This window comes from Janthinobacterium sp. Mn2066 (assembly GCF_049319705.1).
Lineage (GTDB): Bacteria > Pseudomonadota > Gammaproteobacteria > Burkholderiales > Burkholderiaceae_D > Janthinobacterium.
This window is the reverse complement of sequence record NZ_JBMOUF010000005.1, coordinates 253,165-274,431: the sequence shown is the minus strand read 5'-3', so window position 1 is coordinate 274,431 and position 21,267 is coordinate 253,165. Positions and strand designations below refer to the sequence as shown.

Sequence of the window (21,267 nt, the reverse complement as noted above, 5' to 3'; positions counted from 1 at the left end):
ATATCAGCGCAGCGAGCGCGCCACCACGGCTTGCAGTGCCTGCGGCTGGCGTCCGCTCAGCGCCGCGATATCGCCGCTGACGATATCGAACGCGCCTTCGATAAAGGTCTGCTGCATGTGCACGAAGGACGCCAGCAGGAACTCCGGCAAGCCCGCCTGGGCCAGGCTGGCCAGCAGCACGTCTTCGGTAACGATCCGGTAGGCCATGCTCTTCCCCGTCACGCCGGCAATCACGGCGGCGCGCTCCGCGCCCGACACACTGGCGGGCCCCGTCAATTCATACGTCCGGCCGGCGTGTCCCTGCGTCAGCAGCGCGCCGGCCAGGGCTGCCGCCACATCGCTGCGCGACACGAAGGCGACGCGGTTTTCCGCCAGGCCCAGCATGGCGCCTGATGGCAGGGCCATGGCCGTCAACTCGACGAAAGTCTCTGCAAAAAAGTTCATGCGCAAGACGGTTTGCCCGGCGATGCCGCTATCGGCCAGGGCCTGTTCCGCCAGCCGGTACGATGTGCCCAGGTCCGATGCATTCGTGGCGCGGACATGGGCCGCCGACAGCAGGAACACATGCCCTACGCCAGCCTGCTTGGCCGCCGCGATCGTCGCCGCCAGTTGGCGGCCGATCACGCCGGGGCGCAAGTCCGGGCCGGGAATGATCAGCAAGCGCTCCAGGCCGCTGAAAGCACCGATCAATGTTTCCGGCGCATCGTAATCGCCATAGCGCTGCACCGCGCCCAAGACCGACGGCTGCGGATTGCGTGAAATCGCCACGATATCGGCCGGCGCCATGCTGCCCAGCACACCCTCGATGACCGCGAGACCCAATTGGCCGGTGGCCCCTGTAATGCCTGTTTTCATTTCTATTCTCCAGTACGCCTGCACACCCTTGTACAGCCACGTTGCGGCCGATGATAGGTCTGCCCCAGGCTGCCAGCAAGAACGCACAATCTTGTGCGCGGTAACAGAAATGTGCGTACCGGTGTATAAAGACAGGCTGAGCTTCAAGGAAAAGCCATGCCCACGAATCCCCATTCCATCCTGCATTGCCAGGGAGAACATGACCATGCAGCGCAGACTTCCTGCTCGCTGGGCAGGGTCATCGACCGCCTGGCCGACAAATGGGCGATCATGGCCATCGCGCAACTGTCTGACGGCAGCCTGCGCTTCAACGAACTGATGCGCCGCCTGCCCGGCGTCTCCCACCGCATGCTGACCTTGACCGTGCGCGCGCTGGAACGCGACGGCATCGTGCTGCGCACCGCATCGCACGGCGTGCCGGCCAAGGTCGACTACACGCTGACGGAACTGGGCATCTCGCTGCTAGGCCCCCTGGGCCACCTGGCCCGCTGGGCCGATGCGCGGCAAGACGATATAGTTGCGGCCCGCACAAGCTACGATCAGGCAGAGACCGCAAGGAAAGAAACGCAAGCCAGGCAACATCGTTTATAAAACGCAGCAGGCCGCAGGCTCAGGCGACGCCACGGCATGAAAGGCGGCGACGGCTGTATTGCTAGTTGAAAGATAAGTAATTTCATGGCAGCATAAGCCGCTATTTCTATAGCGCAAGGCTGTGATGGACAAGCAACTGCTTTTGATATGCGCATTGACGTTTATCATACATATGATCGGCACCCTCGCCTATTCCGTCCGCATCGCCGGCATCCGCACGCGGCGCATCGCCGTCTCGCTGGCCCTGTTCAGTATTTTGGTACTGGTATCGCGCACCTCGAATTCCTTTCTCGGCCCCTTTCTCGCCAAGCGCGTGGAAACCGGCATCGACCAGCATATCGCCGCCAGCGCCTTATTAGTCGACTTCCGCTGGCTGCTGGTCTCGGCCAGCCTGGCCACCATCCTCGGCGCCATCCTGATCCCCACCTTCCAGCGCGTCTTTTGCCGCGCCGTCGACCACTTCCAGGTACACAGGTCAGTCCCTAAACTCATCCTGCACGGCTTTTTCAAGGGTGGCCTGTCCTACCTCAAAACCTCCGCCAGCCTGCCCAAACCCGCCAACGTCACCGGCCTGCGTGCAAAGTCGGGCGTCTCGCTTTCCATGACCGCCATGAACGTGGTCGCTACCGCCCTGTGGACAGTCGGCGTCTTCGCCGCCCTGTATGCCGGCGTACTTGACCCCAGCGTGCGCGTCACCTCCAGCACCCTTTCATCGATCATCAACGGCGGCGCCACCGTCATGATGGCCATCTTTATCGACCCGCATATGTCGGGCATGACGGATGACGTCATCGAAGGCAAGATCGAAGAATCGCAATTCCGGCGTGCCGTGGTGTGGCTGGTGGGAAGCCGATTGGCCGGTACGGTGATCGCGCAGTTTTTGCTGGTGCCGTCGGCGGTGGTGATTGTGGAAGTGGCTAAGGCGGTCTGATTAATTCACACGTCTGCGTGGCAAAAAACCCACCGGATAAGTAAAGCACATGCGGGGCTGGTGTTCGTGCCCTCGCATTAATCCAAACACTCGCGCCCGAAATTCTTCGAGCGCCGCGGACATCACCAAGCCCACAAGCAAAGAGCCGGGGTCAGACCCTGAGGGTCTGACCCCAGTTTCTGCCTTGGGGTTAAATGCCGTCAACTCCAAGAATACTCTCTTAAAAACACCTTAAAAATAAGTAATCACAAAAATTATCTTTTTTATAGTTGAAAAATAAGTAATTTCATGGCAGCATGTGTTGATATTTCTTTAGCACAAGGCTGCTATGGACAAGTAACTGATTTGGATTTACGCACGGACGTTCATCATTTTCATTATCGGTATGCTTGCCCGTTCCGTCCACATCATTAATATCCCCTCACGTATACAGTGTAGCTATTACATTTAACACCCTATGATTGCTGAACCAAATAATGATTAGCATCTTTATCGATTCATCTATATCGAGGACACACAGTTCAAACGGTTCCCAGTATGCCTAATAAGAAATAGATTGAACGGAGTCGGAAATCATGTCATTTTCGCTGGCATAGTCAGCACTGGGAATTTTAAAGATAGTGAAGTTTTATTAAATAAAAAATTTATTAATCATTTATGACATTAAAAAGGACTGACAATGGAAAGAGCTGAAAGAAATAAAAGAATAAAAGATATACCAAAAAAATCTTTAGATGCTTCAAGAACAACAATAATATCCGATGAAATTGAAGAATTAGATACATCAAAAGTCAATTACAAACTAATAGAAGAAATATCAAAATGGAAGAGAGAGGCCAAAGCTGAAGATAATGATAGATATTTCTGGCATGTTCGCGAAGTAGATCAAATCAGTCAAGGTGATAAGTATTTTGTAATTGGCAGAAAAGGATCAGGAAAGACAGCATTATGTGAATATTTTAGTGGAATAAAAAAGTATGATGTATTTTCAGAGAAATTAAGCTTCAAAAATTTTCCGTTTAATGAGCTTTATGCACAAAAAAATCAAAAATATACTGCGGCAAATGAATACATAACCATATGGAAATATTTAATATATAGCACAATATGTCGGCTAATGCTAAAAAATGAAGCTGTAGACATAAATGTGCGCAACGAATTATCAAAAATATACAATGATGATGCGTCGCTAAGTCGAAGAATAGGAAAATGGGTTGGCAAAGAATTTGGTATCTCGCTATTTGGATTATCTCTGAAAATTGCACATCAAACACCAGGAGCATCTCCAAAAAGTTGGGTGGACCATGTGGATTTACTGGAAGACTTAATATTAAAATATGCTGGAAATGCAACATATTTTGTATTATTTGACGAACTAGACGAAGACTATCGGGATATAGTTCATTCAGATCAATACCAACAGTATTCTGCACTAATAACAAGTCTATTTAAAGCAGTACAAGATGTACGTACAACTTTTAACAAAAATGGTGCTCCAAAGATTTACCCAATTATATTTCTTCGCGATGATATTTATGAAATAGTCCAAGATGCAGATAAAAACAAATGGGGAGATTTTAGAGTAGACTTAAATTGGGATAGCGAAAAATTAAAAAAGGTTATCGCCTTCAGAATATCGAGAGCGATAGATCAAAATTGCACCAACATTCTACCTTTCAATATTGCTTGGGAAAAAATATTTGGTTCCAGACCAATAGGAGTAGGAACTAGAGGTAGGTCGAAAATTAGCACGTTTGAGTTTATATCACGTAGTACCTTATTAAGGCCGCGGGATTTTGTTGCATATTTACAAAACTGCGCTGAATCAGCAAAAGAGGAAGACAATAAAATAACTGCCACCACGGTGAAAAAAGTTGATAAGGCATTTTCCAATTATTTGCGAGAAGAACTAACTGATGAATTATTTGCCATACTGCCGGATATTTCAAATGTATTTGATGCGATTTCCCAATTAAGAAAATGGAACTTCACTATACCTGAATTAGAAAGAGCATATTCACAGGAGGTTAGCCACGGCCTAATAAAAGAGAAGAATGTCAAATTTGTTTTACAAGTCTTATTTTTGTTTAGCGTAATTGGCAATACAACAAAATTAGGTCATCATGTATTCCGATACAAGAATCGAGAAGCACGCTTAAATTTCAATGAAAGTCTAGTCGTTCATCGAGGATTATTCAAAGCACTCCAGATAATATAAGATAAGATCCAAAAAAAAGCCGCTATCTCCCGATAGCGGCTTTCTCACTCCCACCCCAGCAACAGCGCCTCAAACCCATCTCAAAGCACTGTTGAAAAGTAAAAAATCACCCCACAAACTTCCGCGCATTTCTAAACATACGCATCCAAGGCGAATCCTCCCCCCAAGCCTCAGGATGATACGACTGTTGCACTGAACGGAACACGCGCTCCGCATGCGGCATTAACACTGTAAAGCGGCCATCCGGCGTGGTCACCGAGGTAATGCCTTCCGGCGAGCCATTCGGGTTGTATGGGTAGGCTTCGGTAGCAGCGCCCTTGTTGTCGACAAAGCGCATGGCTTTGGTGACTTGGGTGATGTCGCCCGTTTGCGAGAAGTCGGCGTAGCCTTCGCCGTGGGCGATGGCGATGCCGGCCTGAGTGCCGGCCATGCCGTTGAAGAAGATCGATGGGGAGTCCATCACTTCGACCATGGCAAAGCGGCCTTCGAATTTTTCCGACTTGTTGCGGGTGAATTTAGGCCAGGCGTGGGCGCCGGGGATGATGGATTTCAGGTTGCTCATCATCTGGCAGCCGTTGCAGATACCCAAACCAAAACTGTCGGTGCGGGCAAAGAAGCGCGCGAACTGCTCGGCCAGACTGGCGTTGAACAGGATGGTCTTGGCCCAGCCTTCGCCTGCGCCCAGCACGTCGCCGTAGGAGAAACCGCCCACGGCGATCACGCCCTGGAAGTCGTCCAGTTTCACGCGGCCGGCAATCAGGTCGCTCATGTGCACGTCGACGGCCGTAAAGCCTGCCTGGTGCATCACGTAAGCCGTTTCGATATGCGAGTTGACGCCCTGCTCGCGCAGGATGGCCACGCGCGGACGCACGCCGGTGGCGATGAATGGCGCGGCGATGTTCTCGTTCTGGTCGAAGGTGACGATAGGCGACATGCCCGGGTCTTGCAGGTCCAGCAGGCGGTCGTATTCGGCGTCGGCGCAAGCGGGGTTGTCGCGCAGGCGGGCGATGCGCCAGCTGGTTTCGCTCCACAGACGGTGCAGGTCGGCACGCGGCTGGGTGTAGATCAGCTTGGCGTCGCGCGTGAATTCGATCACGTCGCGGTCGTTCAGTTTGCCGATGATATGGCTGCAGGCGCCCAGGTTGAAGGTGCGCAGCACGTCCATGACGATGGATTTTTCTTCGGCGCGCACTTGAATGACGGCGCCCAGCTCTTCGCTGAACAGGGCGCGCAAGGTCAGTTCGTTGCGGCGTTCTGCTACCTGGCCGGCCCAGTTCTTGGCGTCGCCCCAGTCGCTGGAGTGCTCGCCTTCCATGGTCAGCATGTCCAGGTTGACGGACATGCCGGTGTGGCCGGCAAAAGCCATTTCCGTCAGGGTGGCGTACAGGCCGCCGTCCGAACGGTCATGGTAGGCCAGCAGTTTGCCGTCGCTGTTCAATTGCTGGATGGCGGCGAAGAAGCCTTTCAGGTCTTCCGCACTGTCGACGTCTGGCGTGGCGTTGCCCAATTGGCCCATGACTTGCGCCAAGGCTGATGCGCCCAGGCGGTTTTTGCCGCGGCCCAGGTCGATCAGGATCAATGAGGTGTCGCCCGCATCTTTTTTCAGTTGCGGCGTCAGCGAACGGCGCACGTCGGTGACAGGCGCGAAGGAGGAGACGATCAGGGAGACTGGCGAGGTGACCGACTTGGCCGCGCCCGTGTTTTCATCTTTCCAGGTGGTGCGCATCGACAGCGAATCCTTGCCGACCGGGATGCTGATGCCCAGCGCCGGGCACAGTTCCATGCCCACGGCTTTCACCGTGTCGTACAGGGCGGCGTCCTGGCCAGGCTGGCCGCAGGCGGCCATCCAGTTGGCCGACAGTTTGATGTCGGAGATGTCGCTAATCGCGGCAGCGGCGATGTTGGTGACGGCTTCGCCCACGGCCATGCGGCCCGAGGCAGCCGCGTCGATCACGGCCAGCGGCGTGCGTTCGCCCATCGCCATCGCTTCGCCCAGGTAACCTTCGAAACTCATGGCGGTGACGGCGCAATCGGCCACGGGCACTTGCCATGGTCCCACCATCTGGTCGCGCACGGTCATGCCACCCACGCTGCGGTCGCCGATGGTGATCAGGAAGGATTTGTCGGCCACGGTCGGCAGCAGCAGCACTTTTTGCGCCACGTCCACCAGGTCCATGCCCGTCAGATCGATCGCCGGGAAGTCGTTCGCCACGTGCACCACGTCGCGCTGCATCTTGGGCGGTTTGCCCAGCAAGACATCCATCGGCATGTCGACCGGCTCATTACCCAGGTCGGTGTCGATCAGTTTCAGTTGACGCTCTTCGGTCGCCACGCCCACGGCGGCGAACAGGCAGCGCTCGCGTTCGCACAAGGCCTTGAACAGCGGCAGGTTGTCTGGCGAAATGGCCAGCACATAACGTTCCTGCGACTCATTGCTCCAGATTTCTTTCGGCGCCATGCCCGATTCTTCCAGCGGGATCTTGCGCAGGTCGAAAATCGCGCCGCGCTTGGCGTCGTTGGTGATTTCCGGGAAAGCGTTCGACAAGCCGCCTGCACCCACGTCGTGGATCGAGATGATCGGGTTGTCTGCGCCCATTTGCCAGCAGGCGTTGATGACTTCCTGGGCGCGGCGTTCCATTTCCGGGTTGCCGCGCTGGACCGAGTCAAAATCCAGGTCGGCCGTGTTGCTGCCGGTGGTCATCGACGAGGCGGCGCTGCCGCCCATGCCGATGCGCATGCCAGGGCCGCCCAGCTGCACCAGCAGGCTGCCGACCGGAATGTCGTTTTTATGCGTGTGCTGCGCCGAGATATTGCCGATACCGCCGGCGATCATGATCGGCTTGTGGTAGCCGAAAACGGCATCGCCGTTGGCACCGACATTTTGTTCATAGGTACGGAAGTAGCCGCCCAGTACCGGACGGCCGAATTCGTTCGAGAATGCGGCGCCGCCCAAGGGGCCTTCGATCATGATTTGCAGCGGCGACGCGATGCGCTCCGGCTTGCCGTATTGATCGGCCTCAGTGCGGCCAGCCAGCGGCGCCGTCACGGAGGCAGCCGTTTCCCAGCTGCGCACGGCGTCCGGCAAGGACAGGTTTGAAACCGTGAAGCCCGTCAGGCCAGCCTTCGGCTTGGCGCCGCGGCCGGTTGCGCCTTCGTCGCGGATTTCGCCGCCCGCGCCGGTGGAGGCGCCCGGGAATGGCGAGATGGCGGTCGGGTGGTTATGCGTTTCCACCTTCATCAGGGTGTGCGTCAATTCGGTCGATGCCGCGTATTCGTGGTTTGCACCGCGCGGGTAGAAGCGCGACACAGTCGCGCCTTCCATGATCGAGGAATTGTCGCTGTAGGCGACCACGGTGCCTTTCGGCTGCAACTGATGGGTATTTTTAATCATGCCGAACAGCGACTTGGGCTGCGCCACGCCGTCGATGGTCCAGTCGGCGTTGAAGATCTTGTGGCGGCAATGCTCGCTGTTCGCCTGCGCGAACATCATCAGTTCCACGTCGGTCGGGTTGCGGCCGGCCTTGGTGAAAGCCACGTCCAGGTAGTCGATTTCGTCTTGCGACATCGCCAGGCCCAGTTCCGTGTTCGCCGTTTCCAGCGCGGCCTTGCCCTGCCCCAGCAAGTCGATCGATTCCAACGGGCGCGCTTCCAGGGTGCGGAACAGGTCTTGCGCCTGGTCGGCGCTGCGCAGCACAGATTCGGTCATGCGGTCGTGCAGCAGGGCCGCCACGGCCTCCACTTGCTCGTCCGTCAGCTTCCTGGCGGCGCCGATGGCGCTGCCCAGGATGCCCGATTTCAGGTTGATGCGGAAGGCCACGCCGCGCTCGACGCGCTTGATGTGGGCCATGCCGCAGTTATGCGCGATATCGGTGGCCTTGGAAGCCCACGGCGAAATCGTGCCGAAACGGGGAATGACGAAGAATTCTTCGGCGACGCCTTCCGTATTGTCAGCTTCAGCCGGCTCGCCGTACGTCAGCAAGGCGCCCAGGCGCGTGCTGTCGTCTGCGCTCAGGGGCGCACTGGCATCGATGAAATGGACATAGCGTGCTTGTACCGCAACGATCGCAGGCGATACGGTTTGCAGTTGGCTTAACAGGCGGTGGCTACGGAAAACGGACAGGGCATTGGAACCCGGCAGTATCAACATGGTTGGAAGGTGGTTGATGCAGCGTGGCTGCGGGTTAAAGGTAGGTATGACAATATCTTTCGTACGGCAAATTTCCTTTGCGCGCATTATACCCGTTTTACCCCTGCTTTATTACCTGAAGTTGTGTGTTTACTGCCATTTTGGACTGCAAAACCGCACTTCCAGCCCCGCATGCAACAGTCGCTTCACGCGATCACGTAGCGGTTTTTTCCCTGGTGCTTGGCCAGGTACAGCGATTCGTCGGCCCGCCGGTAGCTGTGGCCCAGGTCCTGGCTGCGGTCCATTTCGGCGATGCCCACGCTGATCGAGACGGCGTGCTCGGGGTGGAAACTGTGATAAACAGCCGCAACCAAGGTGCCGGCAAAACGGCAGACGGCGTCGCGGTCGCCGGCAAACACCACACCGAATTCCTCGCCGCCCAGCCGCCCGCACAAGTGGCCCCGGGCTTCGGCGGCGATGATGGCGGCCGTGCGCACCAGTACTTCGTCGCCGATATCGTGCCCCAGCAAGTCATTGATTTTCTTGAAATTATCGATGTCGATCATCATGAAGTGCAAGGGTGTGCCGCCCTGCCCCGCATGCAGCTGCTGCGCGCCCTGGTTGAACATGCGGCGGTTGTTCAAGCCCGTCAGGCTGTCCTGGAAGGCCAGCCGCGTCAGCTCCTGCTTGGCGTGGAAATTACGCAGCCGCAGCAGGCTGAAACTGATATTGAGCGCCAGCCCGAACAGGATGCTGACCACCATCATCAAGGGCACCCAGGCCTGGTCGGGCAAGCCGGCGCGCACGGGATACAGGCCGTGGCCCACGTTCCACCACACGCCGGCCACCACGGCCAGGTAGCTCAAGCCGCCATTGAAGATCGAGGCAATCGCCAGGGTCATGAAGACGCCCACGGGCAAGACCCAGAAGGCGGCATTGCCGACCGCATCGGCCATGGTGCGCAAGCCAAAGGTGAGCGACAGCACGGCGCAGGCGCCGGTGATCGTCAGCACGGTCAGGGTGGTGCAGCGCGCCCGCGACACCAGGCTGGCCAGCATGCCCAGCAGCGCCAGCACGGCATGCAGGAGGTTCGGCTGGTATGGCGCCGGCATCAGCAGCCAGGTCAGGCTGTAGGCGCAGATGCCCAGCGCCTGCGTGATCATGCCTATCTTGTGCAATTCCGCAAAATACGTATGCTGCTGCTGACTGTTGCCGCCAAAGGCAAGAGGAACGGCGATACGCGCTGCGCTAAGCCGAAAGTTGGTCAAGGAAGACATGGGGCTGGCGGTAAATGAGGCACAAGGGGCACAGGGCACAAGAGTGAGTGCAAAGATGATGCAAAAACATTACTGACAGTTGCTACGGGAATACTAACATGCTAGCCGCACTGTTGCCAGCGGAGATGCAAAGTTGCCGCCGCGCTCGCCGCCGCACTCGCCGCCGCGCGCGATAGCCTGCATTTTGCTGGCAGTGTGGAAGCGCTTTGCAGTATGCTCACAAGAAATAATATGATTTGCACTATTCCATATTGGTACACAGATGACTGAGAGCTGAGCGATGCCAGAAAATAGCGACTTGTCTGTCCTGATCGTCGATCCCAACCCGAGCATGCGGGGCAATCTGCATAATATGCTGAACCAGGCGGCCATCACCAAGGTGGAATATGCCGTCAATTCCGGCACGGCCATCCGCCTGCTGACGAAAAAACCGTTCGACATCATCCTGTGCGAGTACGATCTTGGTAGCGGCACGGATGGCCAGGACGGCCAGCAATTGCTGGAGGATTTGCGCCACCACAAGCTGATCGGCCTGTGGACCATCTTCATCATGCTGACTTCCGAAGCCATCCACAGCAAGGTGATCAGCGCGGCCGAGCTGACACCGACCGACTACATTCTGAAACCATTCACGGTCGATGTGCTGAGCGGACGCATCGAGCGGGCCATCGAGCGGCGCGCCCTGTTCCTGCCCACGTACCAGCTGATCGAAAAAGGCGATTTGCGCGAGGCCGTGAAACGCTGCCGCGACGCCGAATTGCAGCACCCGCGCCTGGCGGCCGACTTTGCCCGCCTGCGCGCCGAACTGCATATCACTTTGGGCGAATGGGGCGAAGCGGAACAGATTTATCAAAACATGCTGGCCACGCGGCCGATGGACTGGGTGCACCTGGGCCTGGCCCGCAGCCTGTTCGAACAGCAGCGCTATGAAGAAACGCAAGAGACGCTATTGACCCTGGTCGAACAGAATCCCCGCTACATGGCCGCCTACGACTTGCTGGCGCAAACCCATGAAGCCATGGGCCAGCAGGTGCAAGCCAAGAAAATCCTCGAAGACGCCGTCGCCATTTCACCACATATGGTGCGGCGCCTGCGCCACCTGGGCGGCATCGCCTACGACACGGGCGACATCGGCGCGGCCGAACGGGCCTACAAGCAGGTCGTCACGAAAGCCAAATACTCGGAATTCCGCGACCCGGAAGACCACGTCAACCTGGTCAAAACGCTGGTCAAGAAAGGCGATGGCCCGCAGGCCAGCGGCGTGCTGCGCGACCTGGAACGCTCGATGCGCGGCAGCGCCAACGTGGAAGCCTGCCGCGCCATTTCGGCCGCCATGCTGCATGAATTGTCGGGCAACGACGAAGCCACGGCCAATGAGCTGCAACTGGCCGCTGCCGCCATCGACAATGCGCGCGGCCTGTCCAAGCAGCTGAAAGTGGGCCTGGTGCAGAGCTGCCTGAAAAATAACCTGGAACAGGCAGCCTCGGAAGTGATGCTCAAACTGGTCAACGAAGCCGATAGCGACGTGACGATGGAACAGGCGGTGGCCGTGTTCGAACAGGCGGGCCGCCATGACCTGGCGCAAGGCATGGGCCAGCAGATCACCAACCAGGTGCAGGAGCTGATGCAGGATGCGGCCAGCAAGTCGGAAAACGGCGAGCTCAAAGGGGCCGTGTTCGTGCTTCGCCAGGCCCTGCGCAAGACCCCCGGCAACCTGCCCGTACTGTTCGCCTCGGTGGACGCCATCTTGCGCCAGCTCAATATGCTGGGCTGGGAAGCCCCGCTGGCCGAGCAGGCCCAGCATCAGATGCAAGTGATCCGCAAGATCGACCCGAAGCATCCGAAGCTGGAGTCGCTCAAGCAGCAATACGCGGCGACGCAGCACAAATATGGTATTGCAACGTAAAGCTGGGGCCAGACCCGCCGGGTCTGGCCCCGGATTCCTATTGCCGCTCCACCCTTGCCACCACCAGCTCGATCAATTCCGCAATCAATGGCCGGAACGTGGCCGCGTCACCGCCCTGGCCCAGCATCACGGTGCGGGTGGTCAGGTGCGAGAAGACGGCGTCGAATAAAATCTGCGGCAGGTTGGAGAATGAAGCGCCGGCGGCGATGCGGCCTTGCGCGCGCTGCTGCTCCAGCAGGCGCAGGATCAAGGCGTGCCACACTTGCGGGCCGTGTTCATACCAGGTCTGGCCCACGGCCGGGACGGCGGCGGTGCCGGTGACGACCAGGCGGTAAAAATCCACGTGGCGGGGGCTGGTGATGACGGCGACCAGTTCATCGAGGATCAGCTGCAAGCCTTGCTCCAGCCCCGCCTGGGAGGTATCGAGCTGGCGCAAGCGGATGATGAAGTCGGCGCACAGGTACTCCACCACCGCCACCAGCAAATCCTGCTTGCTGCCGAAATAGCGGTAGGCGGTGGCTTTGGAGCCGCCCGCCTCGGCCACGATGGCGTCCATGCTGACGCCATCGTAACCCGATGCCAGGAACAGCCGGCCAGCCGCTTCCAGCAATTTGCGCCGCCGCTCGCTGCTTCGGGTGCTGGAGGAAGCGGGAGCGGTGGACGGCTGGGACATGAAGCAAACTCTTACTGTTTCTTGGGAAGCGCGTATGCTATCACGTAATCCCCACGGTCCGGACTCTGGCGCGCGCCGCCGGCAACCACCACCACATACTGGCGGCCCGACGCTGGCGACACGTACGTCATCGGCGTGGCCTGGCCACCGACAGGCAGGCGTCCCTTCCACACTTCACGGCCGGTGGCGATATCCATCGCGCGCAGATAATAATCCTGCGTGCCGGCATAAAACACCAGGCCGGACGCCGTGCTGACGCCGCCGCCCAGGGTCGGCATGCCCAGCGGGATAGGCAGTTTGGCGCGCACGCCATTGATGACAGCGTCTTCCACCGTGCCGGCCGGACGTTCCCAGACTTTTTTCCGGGTTTTCAGGTCGATCGCGGCAAACACGCCCCATGGCGGGCTTTGGCACGGTATGCCCAGCGGCGAATTGAAGGCTTTATGGTCGATGACGAACGGCGTGCCATCCATCGGATAAGTGCTGCCCACGCCATGGCCCGAGGTCAGCTTGGCCACGTCCACCGTCTCGCGCGGCACCAGCTTGACCACCTGCGGCATGCGGATATCGTTGACGAACATATAGCCATTGCTTTCATCGACGGCCGCGCCGCCCCAGTTGAAGCCGCCATAGTAGCCAGGGTAAATCAGGGTGTCCTGCGTGCTCGGGGCCGTGAATTCGCCCTTGTAATTGAGCTTGCGGAAGCTGATGCGGCAAGCCAGCTGGTCGAAGAAGGTGGCGCCCCACATATCCTGTTCCGTCAACGGCGCTGCGCCCAGGGCCGGCATGCCGGTTGAGTATGGCTGCGTCCTGGCGACCCAGTCGCCGGCCGCGTGATCCTGCGGCACGGGTTTTTCCAGCACTTCGGCAATCGGCTTGCCGCTGCGGCGGTCCAGCATGAAGATCTGGCCCCGCTTGGTCAGCTGCACCAGCGCGGGGATCTTGCCGCCCTTGCCGTCCGGGATATCGTACAGCGCTGGCTGCGCGGCCACGTCGTAGTCCCAGATATCGTGATGCACGGTCTGATAGGTCCAGCGCTCGCGGCCGGTGGCCATGTCGAGGGCGACGATGGCCGACGAGAATTTTTCCGTCAGCGGCGGACGCTTGCCACCCCAGAAATCGGGCTGCTGGTTCCCCAGCGGCAGATACACCAGGCCCAGCGCATCATCGACGGCGGGCGTGGACCACATGTTCGGCGTGCTGCGCGTGTAGCTTTGGCCTTCCGGCGGCAGCTTGGTGATGTCCGGATTGCCCAGTCCCAGGCCCAGACCAGCTCGCCCGTGTCGGCGCTGTAGGCGCGGATGACGCCGGACGGCTCGTCGATCGAGCGGCCATCGAATACCCAGCCGCCCAGGATGATCAGGTTGCGGACCACCGTCGGCGCCGAAGTGTAGGCGTAATACGGCACGTTCATGCGCACCTTGCCCAGGCCGAGCATCAGGTCGACGGCGCCCTTGTCGCCAAAGCCCTCGCACAGCTTGCCCGTTTGCGCATCGATCTCGATCAGGCGCGCATCCATGGTCACTTGCACGATGCGCCTGGCGCACGCGCCCGCTTCAGGTACGCTGGCCGCCTGCAAACCGCTGAACTGGAATGGCTTCGTCACCTTGGCCGGCTCGTAATAGCCGACGCCGCGGCAGCGGTTCCAGGTCTTGGTGTTGCCCGGCTTCGAGTCAAAGATCCAGCGTTCCTGGCCCGTATCGGCATCGAGCGCGATGACCTTGCTGGTGGGCGTGCACGTATAGACGGTGTCGCCGATTTGCAGCGGCGTGTTTTGCGATTCCGACGCGCCCACGGCCAGTTCGCCCGTGCGGTAAGTCCAGGCCACTTGCAGCTGGCCGACATTCTGCTTGTCGATCTGCGTAAACGGTGCAAAGCGCGTGCCTTCCGGGCCATTCGAATAATGCGCCCAGTTGGCGCTGCCATCGTTGACGGCGGCCACCGCATCCTGCTGCGGCTGTACGGTCGCTTCCTGTACCCCGTGCGGGCGGAACATGGAAGCAAAACCAGCCACCAGCAGCACGGCGAACAAGGCGGCGAAAGCGCGCGATTGGCCGCCAGCGCGGCGCGCCGCCAGCCACGGGTGGACGATGGCGGCGGCAAAGCCGATCACCAGGAAAGGCGCCAGGCGCGGCACCATGGGCCAGAAGGCAAAGCCGATTTCCCAGACCGCCCAGGCCAGGGTCGCCAGCACCAGCACGGCCACGATGGCGCTGGCCAGCGGTTTGCGGCGAATATACAGCACACCGGCCAAGACCAGGCCGAGACCGGCCAGCAGGTAATACCAGGAACCACCCAGCGAGATGAGTTCGACGCCGCCCACACCCAGCGCCAGGCCGGAGAGCAGCAGGAAAATACCGAAGAAGACCAGGGCAAGCCGCTTGCCCCTGGAGACAGGCTGGCTCGCAGCTGCCCCGTTTTTGATTGAAGTGTCCATTTTTTATCCATGACGCCTCCCCTGCCCAGGCCAATACGCTGGGGATGGCTGATTTTTCAAACTACGTAGCGAAGACTTTTATGAAACTGTACTGTACGGTTTCATTTTAAGCCGATTTGAAAAGCAAGGAAAGAAAAATTGACAAGGGAGCTTGATTTTTGCACAGGAGAATTGTTGGATTAGCGCGACCTAATCCAACAAAACAGACGCAGCCTTATCTAGTGGGCAGCGCCCCGCTGCAGGCGCTTTTGCAGGGCGTGCGCGAGGAAGGCGGCGATGGCGCCCGTGGTGGCGGCCAGCGCCAGCATGCCGAAAGTGGCCATCGACGGCGGCTGGTGCGAAGCGAAATACGCCACCAGGCCCAGGAAGAAACCCAGCAGGTTGTTGAACACGGGCGCCCTGGCCAGCGACAGCACGATGACGGTCACGCCGAACACCAGGGCGCTGATGGCGTACGGTCCCAGGTGCGCGCCCAGCAGCGGCATGGCCTGGACGGCGGCGATCGCCAGGAGTACGCCGATCAGCACGCATGCCAGGTTGATGGCGCCCTGCTTCAGGTTCAGGCCCCGCGTAAAAAACGCAATCCAGCCGACGAACATGGCCCACACGGGCACCTCGAACACCAGCGCGCTGAGCGTGGCGGCCGAGGCGGCGATCACCGATTCGCCAATCACCACCTGTAGCTGGGTAAAACGGGAAAGCGCAGATGGCGCGGCGCGGACCTGGGAGACGGACGGTGCTGCGGGAGGCGGCGTATGCATGGACATGATGATTTCCTGGAGTAAGTGGAACAGGTGGTGGACACGGCGCCCTCCCCGGCCTGGATGGCAAGAGATCAGCGGCATGGCTGCATCATCACAGTTAATTATGCAGGAATAAAGATTGTAAAATTGACTTCTTCATGCAGGAAACATCAACAATCACGGTTATTTTCAGGGCCGCAAATGCAAAAAAGCCTGGCCGCATCGCTGCAGCCAGGCTTTTGATGTGAAACAAAAATTTAGTCGGCCAAAGACGCCATGTCGATCACGAAACGATAGCGCACATCGCTTTTCACCACGCGCTCAAACGCTTCATTGATGTCCTGGATGCGGATGATTTCAATGTCGGAGACGATATTGTGCTTGCCGCAGAAGTCCAGCATTTCCTGGGTTTCCTTGATCGAGCCGATCATGGAGCCGGACAGGCTGCGGCGCGCGCCGACCAGGTTGAAGGCGCTGATCGGCGGCACGGCGCCGTCGGGAATGCCGACGATGACCATGCTGCCGTCGACTTTCAGCAGGTTGATGTACTGGTTCCAGTCGATCGACGCGCCCACGGTGCAGATCAGCAGGTCGAAGGTGCCGGCCAGCTTGCTGAAGGTTTCCGCATCATTGGTGGCGTAGTAGTGGTCGGCGCCCAGGCGCAGGCCGTCTTCGCGCTTGGAGAGCGTCTGGCTCAATACCGTCACTTCGGCGCCCATGGCGTGGGCGATCTTCACGCCCATGTGGCCCAGGCCGCCCATGCCCAGGATGGCGACTTGCTTGCCAGGGCCGGCTTTCCAATGGTTCAGCGGCGAATACAGGGTGATGCCGGCGCACAGCAGCGGCGCGGCGGCGTCAAGCGGCAGGTTGTCGGGAATCGACAATACATAGCCTTCCTTGACGACGATGCTGTCCGAGTAGCCGCCCTGGGTGGCCGTCTTGCCATCGGCTTCCAGGCCGTTATAGGTCTGGACCAGGCCTGGCATATACTGTTCCAGGTCCACATGGCGCGTTTTGCAGGTGGTGCAGGAATCGACGAAGCAGCCTACGCCCACATGGTCGCCCACCTTGAACTTGGTGACATCGGCGCCCACGGCGGTGACGACGCCGGCGATTTCATGGCCAGGCACCATCGGGAAGGCGGAACCACCCCATTCGTCGCGCGCCTGGTGGATGTCGGAATGGCAAACGCCACAGTATTTGATCGAGATGGCAACGTCGTCTGCGCGCGGGGCGCGGCGTTCGAACGAGAATGGCTGCAATGCGGAAGTCGGGCCCAGGGCGGCGTAGCCTTTGACGGTGGTGGTCATGAAAACTCCTCGTGTAGATGAATAAGTCACGCAAGCTGTGCAAGCGATCATACAAGTTTGCCGCAAATGGCTGGCGCGCGTTACTGCGATCCTGCAAGACCTTTGCACGATCCTCCAGACTTGCCCATCTTTGCCATGCGCCCGCCCCAGCGCTCCTATCCATTCATGCATAATAATGGCCATGCATACCTTGACCCTTCCACAAGACGAACTGGCCGCCATGATCAGCCGCCACGCGCCCGGCGACGGCGACTACAGCACGGCCGTCGGCAACCTGAGCCTGCACCGCCAGTCGGCGCCCACCGAATCGCTGTTCCATGCGGTGCGCCCCAGCGTGGCGCTGATCGTGCAGGGAGCGAAAAAAGTCACCCTGGGCAGCGCCACCTTTCATTACAGCCGCATGCAGTATCTGCTGACCTCGGTCGATTTGCCGGTGCAGGTGCGGGTGGTGGAAGCTAGCACCGAAGCGCCCCATTTATGCGCCGTGCTGGCCATCGACAGCGCCGACGTGGCAGCCCTGGTGACGGGCGAAAATGCAGCCCAGCCCATGCCGATTCCGGCTGCGCGCGGCATTTCCGTCAGCGACGTGTCGCCGGAACTGCTGGACGCCATGCTGCGCCTGGTGCGCCTGCTCGACAAGCCCGATGAAGTGGCCGCGCTGGCGCCGCTGATCCGCCGCGAGCTGACCTTCCGCCTCTTGAACGGCCCCGTGGGCGGGCGGCTGCGCCACATGGCGCTGGCCAGCAGCCAGTCGCACCAGGTGGCGCAGGCGATCGACTGGATCAAGCACAATTACGCGCAGCCGCTGCGCATCGAACACCTGGCGGGCATGGCCAACATGAGCATGTCGTCCTTGCACCACCACTTCAAGACCATCACCGCGATGACGCCGATGCAGTACCAGAAGCTGCTGCGCCTGCAGGAAGCGCGGCGTCTGATGCTGGTCGAACGGATCGACGCGGGCACGGCCGGCTACCGGGTCGGCTACGCCAGCGAATCGCAATTCAGCCGCGAATACAGCCGCCAGTTCGGCCAGGCGCCCATGCGCGACGTGGGCCAGGTGCGCGCGCAGATGGGCGGCGCAGCGACCGCCTATGCCACGCAGCCCTGATGTAAACGGGAACTCAGGGCAAGGCGATCTCCATGGCCAGCAGGGCCGCGCCCAGGCACTTGCCGTGCGCGTCCAGCGCCAGCGAACGCGTCACGCCGCCGCCCAGGGCCTGCTGCATCACAAAGTTCAGCGCGCCCAGCTGCGGCAGTTCATGGCGTGTTACGGCGCCGGCCACGATGCCGGCGAAATGCCGGCGCACGCGCTCGGGCGTCACCTGCTGGCGCAGCAGTTCATAATCCTTGCGCTCATAGGCAATCAGCGACAGGTTCGAGATATCGCCCTTGTCGCCTGCACGCGCATGGGCCAGTTCGCGCAGCGCGATGGTGTTGATGCTTTTGATGGTATTCATGCCAGTTCCTCGAAGTGGATGGTGCTGCGCACGAGCGCCGCGTCGACCAGGGTGGCGCGCACGGCCACCACCTCGCGCGCCGCTTTGGTGGCGCCGCCACCGCCGGACGGGCCACAGGTGTACAAGGTTTCGACTTCATTGCCGATGCGCGCAGCCTCCTTCAGGCTGGCCGCGCGGCCGGCCACGCGCAAACGCACTTCATATGGTTCGGCGTGACCGCTCGAGCGCTGCGCGCCATGCATGGCGTTCACGCCGATCAGGTCAAAACGCAGTTCCTCGGCCTGCACGCCGCACAGCTGCAGGCGCTCCGCCACGATGGCCTGCGCCAGCCGCGCACGCGCCTCGGCGCCCGGCCCCGCATACGAAATCTGCCCTTCGCCGATATAGCTGTCCAGGTAGCCCAGGGTCACCTTCAGCTGGCCGCTTTTCGCATGGCCGGTGGCGCCCGTGACGGCCACCCGGTCCGGCCCGAGCTGCGCCATGCGCACCTGCGAAAAATCGGCCACCACGTCCGGCGTCAGGTAGGCGGCCGGATCGTGGATTTCATACAGCAGTTGTTCGGTGCAGGTGGCCACCGTGACGCAGCCGCCCGACCCGGCCACCTTGGTGATGACGGCGCTGCCGTCCTCGCTCACCTCGCCTATCGGAAAACCCAGGCGCGCCAGGTTCGCCACGTCCTTGTAGCCAGGATCGGCAAAGTAGCCGCCGCTGACCTGGCCCGCGCACTCCAGCAGATGTCCGACCAGGGTGCCTTGTCCCAGGCGGTGCCAGTCGTCCCAGGCCCAGCCGAACGCGTGGATCAGCGGCGCCAGCACCAGCGCCGGGTCGGCCACCCGCCCCGTGACGATCACGTCGGCGCCCTGCGCCAGGGCGTCCACCAGCGGCTGCGCGCCCAGGTAGGCATTCGCCGACAGCAGCCGCTCGCCCAGCTGCGCCACGGGCGCGCCCGTGTCGTCGCGATAAGCGCCGCTGGTGACCAGCTGCAGCACGTCGTCGCCCGTGATGGCCGCCACCTTCAGCTGCGGCAGGCCCATTTCGCGCGCAACGGCGCGGATGGCGGCCGCGGCGGCCAGGGGATTGGCGGCGCCCATATTGGTCAGGATGCGCACGCCATTTTCGCTGCACGGGCGCAGCACGGCGCGCATGCGGTCCACCAGCAGCGGGTCGTAGCCTTGCTGCGGGTCCTGCATCTTCGCCTGCTGCGCCAGCGCGATGGTGCGCTCGGCCAGGCATTCGAAGATCAGGAAATCGAGCTGGCCGCGCTCTGCCAGTTCCACGGCAGGTTCGATGCGGTCGCCCGAGTAACCGGCACCGGCGCCGATACGGATGGTTTTCATGTTGCTCTCCTGTTAAGTGTATCCCTGTCTACAGCGGAAAGATGCCCAGCACGATGCAGCTGATCGTCATCAGGATCGACGCGGCAAACAGGTATTTGAAGGTGTATTTCTGGTGCTCGGCCAGGTCGATGCCGGCCAGGCCCGCCACCAGGAAGGTGGCGGGCGTCAGCGGGCTGACGGGAAAGCCCGTCGTCATCTGGCCCAGCAAGGCCGCCTGCGCCACCTGGACCGGCGGCACACCCAGCATCTTGCTCACTTCCGCCACCACCGGCAGCACGCCGAAGTAGAATGAATCGGGGTCGAACAGCATCGACAGGGGCATCGACAGCACGCCCAGCGCGGCCGGGATGTGTGCCGCCATCGCGGGCGGCACGAGGCCAACGGCGGTGCTGGCCATGGCGGACAGCATGCCGGACTTGCCCATGATGCCGATGAAAACGCCTGCGGCAAACAGGATGCCGGCCATCAGCAGCGCCGCCCTGGCATGCGCATCGATGCGGGCCCGCTGCATGTCGGCGTTCGGGTAGTTGATCATCAGGGCCAGCACTACGCCGATCATGAACATGACGACGGGATCGACCTTCCCGCTGATCATCACGCCCAGCACGCATGCCGTCAGCACGATATTGATCCAGAAATTGCGCGGCCGGCGGATGGCCTGTTCAGCCTCCGTCAGCTCTTGCATCTGCACGTAGCCGGCCGGCGCGCCCGCGCTCAGGCCCAGGCGGATTTCTTCCTGGCGGCCCAGGTAATACGCTACGCCGAACACAAAGGCCAGCCCGATCAGCTGCACCGGAATCAGCGGCATGAAGATCTCGCTGACGGGGATATGCAGCGCCGCCGAGGCGCGTATCATCGGCCCCGTCCACGGCAGGAAGTTGACGCCGGCCGCCAGCGACGCGACGCACGCCAGGATGCGGCGGTCGATGCCAAGGCGCGTGTACAGCGGCAGCATGGCCGGAATCGTGACGAGGAAGGTGACGGCGCCGGAACCATCGAGATGGATCAGCAGCGCCAGCAAGGCGGTTCCCGGCACGATGCGGGATGGCCGGCTGCCCACCACGCGCAGGATGCCGCTGATGACGGGGTCGAGCATGCCGGCGTCCGTGACAATGCCGAAGAACAGGATCGCAAACACGAACATGCCCGCCACCGGCGCGATGCTGGTGATGCCGGCAACGATGAATTTCGAGGTTTCCAGGCCAAAGCCGCCTATCAGGGCGGCGGCGATGGGAATCGTGATGAGCGCCACCAGGGGCGACATTTTCCTGGTGAGGATGGCCGCCAATAAAATGACGATCGTGCAAAGTCCGAGCAGGGCCAGCATGGTGGATGTCTCCGTAAGTTGTGTGTCCCTTGTCTATGCAAGGCTGGCAGTCATTCTGCTGCCGGCACTTTATATT

The 21,267-nt window shown here is 60.1% G+C and carries 16 protein-coding genes; 5 read left to right on the top strand and 11 right to left on the bottom strand.

The features are described 5' to 3' along the window. Window positions 1-3: 3 nt before the first annotated feature. Window positions 4-855 (bottom strand): NAD(P)H-binding protein, encoded by an 852-nt coding sequence (locus ACL9RI_RS11745; protein WP_422726748.1) that lies wholly within the window; start codon window positions 853-855, stop codon window positions 4-6. A 156-nt stretch (window positions 856-1,011) separates the two neighbouring features. Here ACL9RI_RS11745 and ACL9RI_RS11740 point away from each other — a divergent pair, with 156 nt between their 5' ends. The 3 genes from ACL9RI_RS11740 (at window position 1,012) to ACL9RI_RS11730 (ending at window position 4,595) form a co-directional block, all read left to right on the top strand. Beyond that, a complete protein-coding gene (locus tag ACL9RI_RS11740; RefSeq protein ID WP_422726747.1) occupies window positions 1,012-1,446 on the top strand; it encodes a winged helix-turn-helix transcriptional regulator in 435 nt (144 codons plus the stop codon). 124 nt (window positions 1,447-1,570) lie between these two features. Beyond that, entirely contained in the window at window positions 1,571-2,377 is an 807-nt protein-coding gene (locus ACL9RI_RS11735; protein WP_422726746.1) for a lipid II flippase Amj family protein, read from the top strand. A gap of 679 nt (window positions 2,378-3,056) precedes the next feature. Beyond that, window positions 3,057-4,595: a P-loop ATPase, Sll1717 family gene (locus ACL9RI_RS11730; RefSeq protein WP_422726745.1), complete on the top strand. Its 1,539-nt coding sequence runs from the start codon at window positions 3,057-3,059 to the stop codon at window positions 4,593-4,595. A gap of 106 nt (window positions 4,596-4,701) precedes the next feature. On the opposite strand, the gene purL is transcribed toward ACL9RI_RS11730, so the two are convergent. Both purL and ACL9RI_RS11720 read right to left on the bottom strand, forming a co-directional pair. Then, entirely contained in the window at window positions 4,702-8,742 is a 4,041-nt protein-coding gene (gene purL, locus ACL9RI_RS11725) for a phosphoribosylformylglycinamidine synthase (RefSeq protein WP_422726744.1), read from the bottom strand. 185 nt (window positions 8,743-8,927) lie between these two features. Next, the gene (locus ACL9RI_RS11720; protein WP_422726743.1) at window positions 8,928-9,998 is read right to left on the bottom strand and encodes a GGDEF domain-containing protein; all 1,071 of its coding nucleotides are present in this window, start codon (window positions 9,996-9,998) and stop codon (window positions 8,928-8,930) included. Window positions 9,999-10,278: 280 nt separating this feature from the next. Here ACL9RI_RS11720 and ACL9RI_RS11715 point away from each other — a divergent pair, with 280 nt between their 5' ends. Further along, window positions 10,279-11,904, top strand: coding sequence for a tetratricopeptide repeat protein (locus tag ACL9RI_RS11715; protein WP_422726742.1), 1,626 nt, complete (start codon window positions 10,279-10,281; stop codon window positions 11,902-11,904). Window positions 11,905-11,941: 37 nt separating this feature from the next. On the opposite strand, the gene ACL9RI_RS11710 is transcribed toward ACL9RI_RS11715, so the two are convergent. The 5 genes from ACL9RI_RS11710 to ACL9RI_RS11690 form a co-directional block, all read right to left on the bottom strand. Continuing rightward, window positions 11,942-12,577: a TetR/AcrR family transcriptional regulator gene (locus tag ACL9RI_RS11710; protein WP_422726741.1), complete on the bottom strand. Its 636-nt coding sequence runs from the start codon at window positions 12,575-12,577 to the stop codon at window positions 11,942-11,944. 11 nt (window positions 12,578-12,588) lie between these two features. After that, a complete protein-coding gene (locus ACL9RI_RS11705; RefSeq protein ID WP_422726740.1) occupies window positions 12,589-13,767 on the bottom strand; it encodes a PQQ-binding-like beta-propeller repeat protein in 1,179 nt (392 codons plus the stop codon). Continuing rightward, window positions 13,668-15,014, bottom strand: a complete 1,347-nt coding sequence (locus tag ACL9RI_RS11700) for a hypothetical protein (RefSeq protein WP_422726739.1) — start codon at window positions 15,012-15,014, stop codon at window positions 13,668-13,670. The genes ACL9RI_RS11705 and ACL9RI_RS11700 overlap by 100 nt, the downstream gene beginning before the upstream one ends. Before the next feature lie 218 nt (window positions 15,015-15,232). After that, window positions 15,233-15,781: a DUF1097 domain-containing protein gene (locus ACL9RI_RS11695; RefSeq protein ID WP_422726738.1), complete on the bottom strand. Its 549-nt coding sequence runs from the start codon at window positions 15,779-15,781 to the stop codon at window positions 15,233-15,235. 233 nt (window positions 15,782-16,014) lie between these two features. Next, complete coding sequence (locus ACL9RI_RS11690; RefSeq protein WP_422726737.1) at window positions 16,015-17,067, bottom strand: NAD(P)-dependent alcohol dehydrogenase; 1,053 nt, start codon at window positions 17,065-17,067, stop codon at window positions 16,015-16,017. Between the two features lie 181 nt (window positions 17,068-17,248). Between ACL9RI_RS11690 and ACL9RI_RS11685 the strand changes: the two genes are divergently transcribed. After that, a complete protein-coding gene (locus ACL9RI_RS11685; protein WP_422726736.1) occupies window positions 17,249-18,178 on the top strand; it encodes an AraC family transcriptional regulator N-terminal domain-containing protein in 930 nt (309 codons plus the stop codon). 13 nt (window positions 18,179-18,191) lie between these two features. Here the strand turns inward: ACL9RI_RS11685 and ACL9RI_RS11680 are convergent, their stop codons facing one another. From ACL9RI_RS11680 to ACL9RI_RS11670, 3 genes are read right to left on the bottom strand one after another with little or no spacing between them, the layout of a single operon-like run. Then, window positions 18,192-18,500 carry an AtuA-related protein gene (locus tag ACL9RI_RS11680; RefSeq protein ID WP_422726901.1) on the bottom strand — a complete coding sequence of 103 codons (309 nt, stop codon included), beginning with the start codon at window positions 18,498-18,500 and terminating at the stop codon, window positions 18,192-18,194. A gap of 23 nt (window positions 18,501-18,523) precedes the next feature. Further along, window positions 18,524-19,864, bottom strand: coding sequence for an acyclic terpene utilization AtuA family protein (locus ACL9RI_RS11675; RefSeq protein ID WP_422726735.1), 1,341 nt, complete (start codon window positions 19,862-19,864; stop codon window positions 18,524-18,526). A 28-nt stretch (window positions 19,865-19,892) separates the two neighbouring features. Next, window positions 19,893-21,191 carry a CitMHS family transporter gene (locus ACL9RI_RS11670; protein ID WP_422726734.1) on the bottom strand — a complete coding sequence of 433 codons (1,299 nt, stop codon included), beginning with the start codon at window positions 21,189-21,191 and terminating at the stop codon, window positions 19,893-19,895. Window positions 21,192-21,267: the final 76 nt, after the last annotated feature.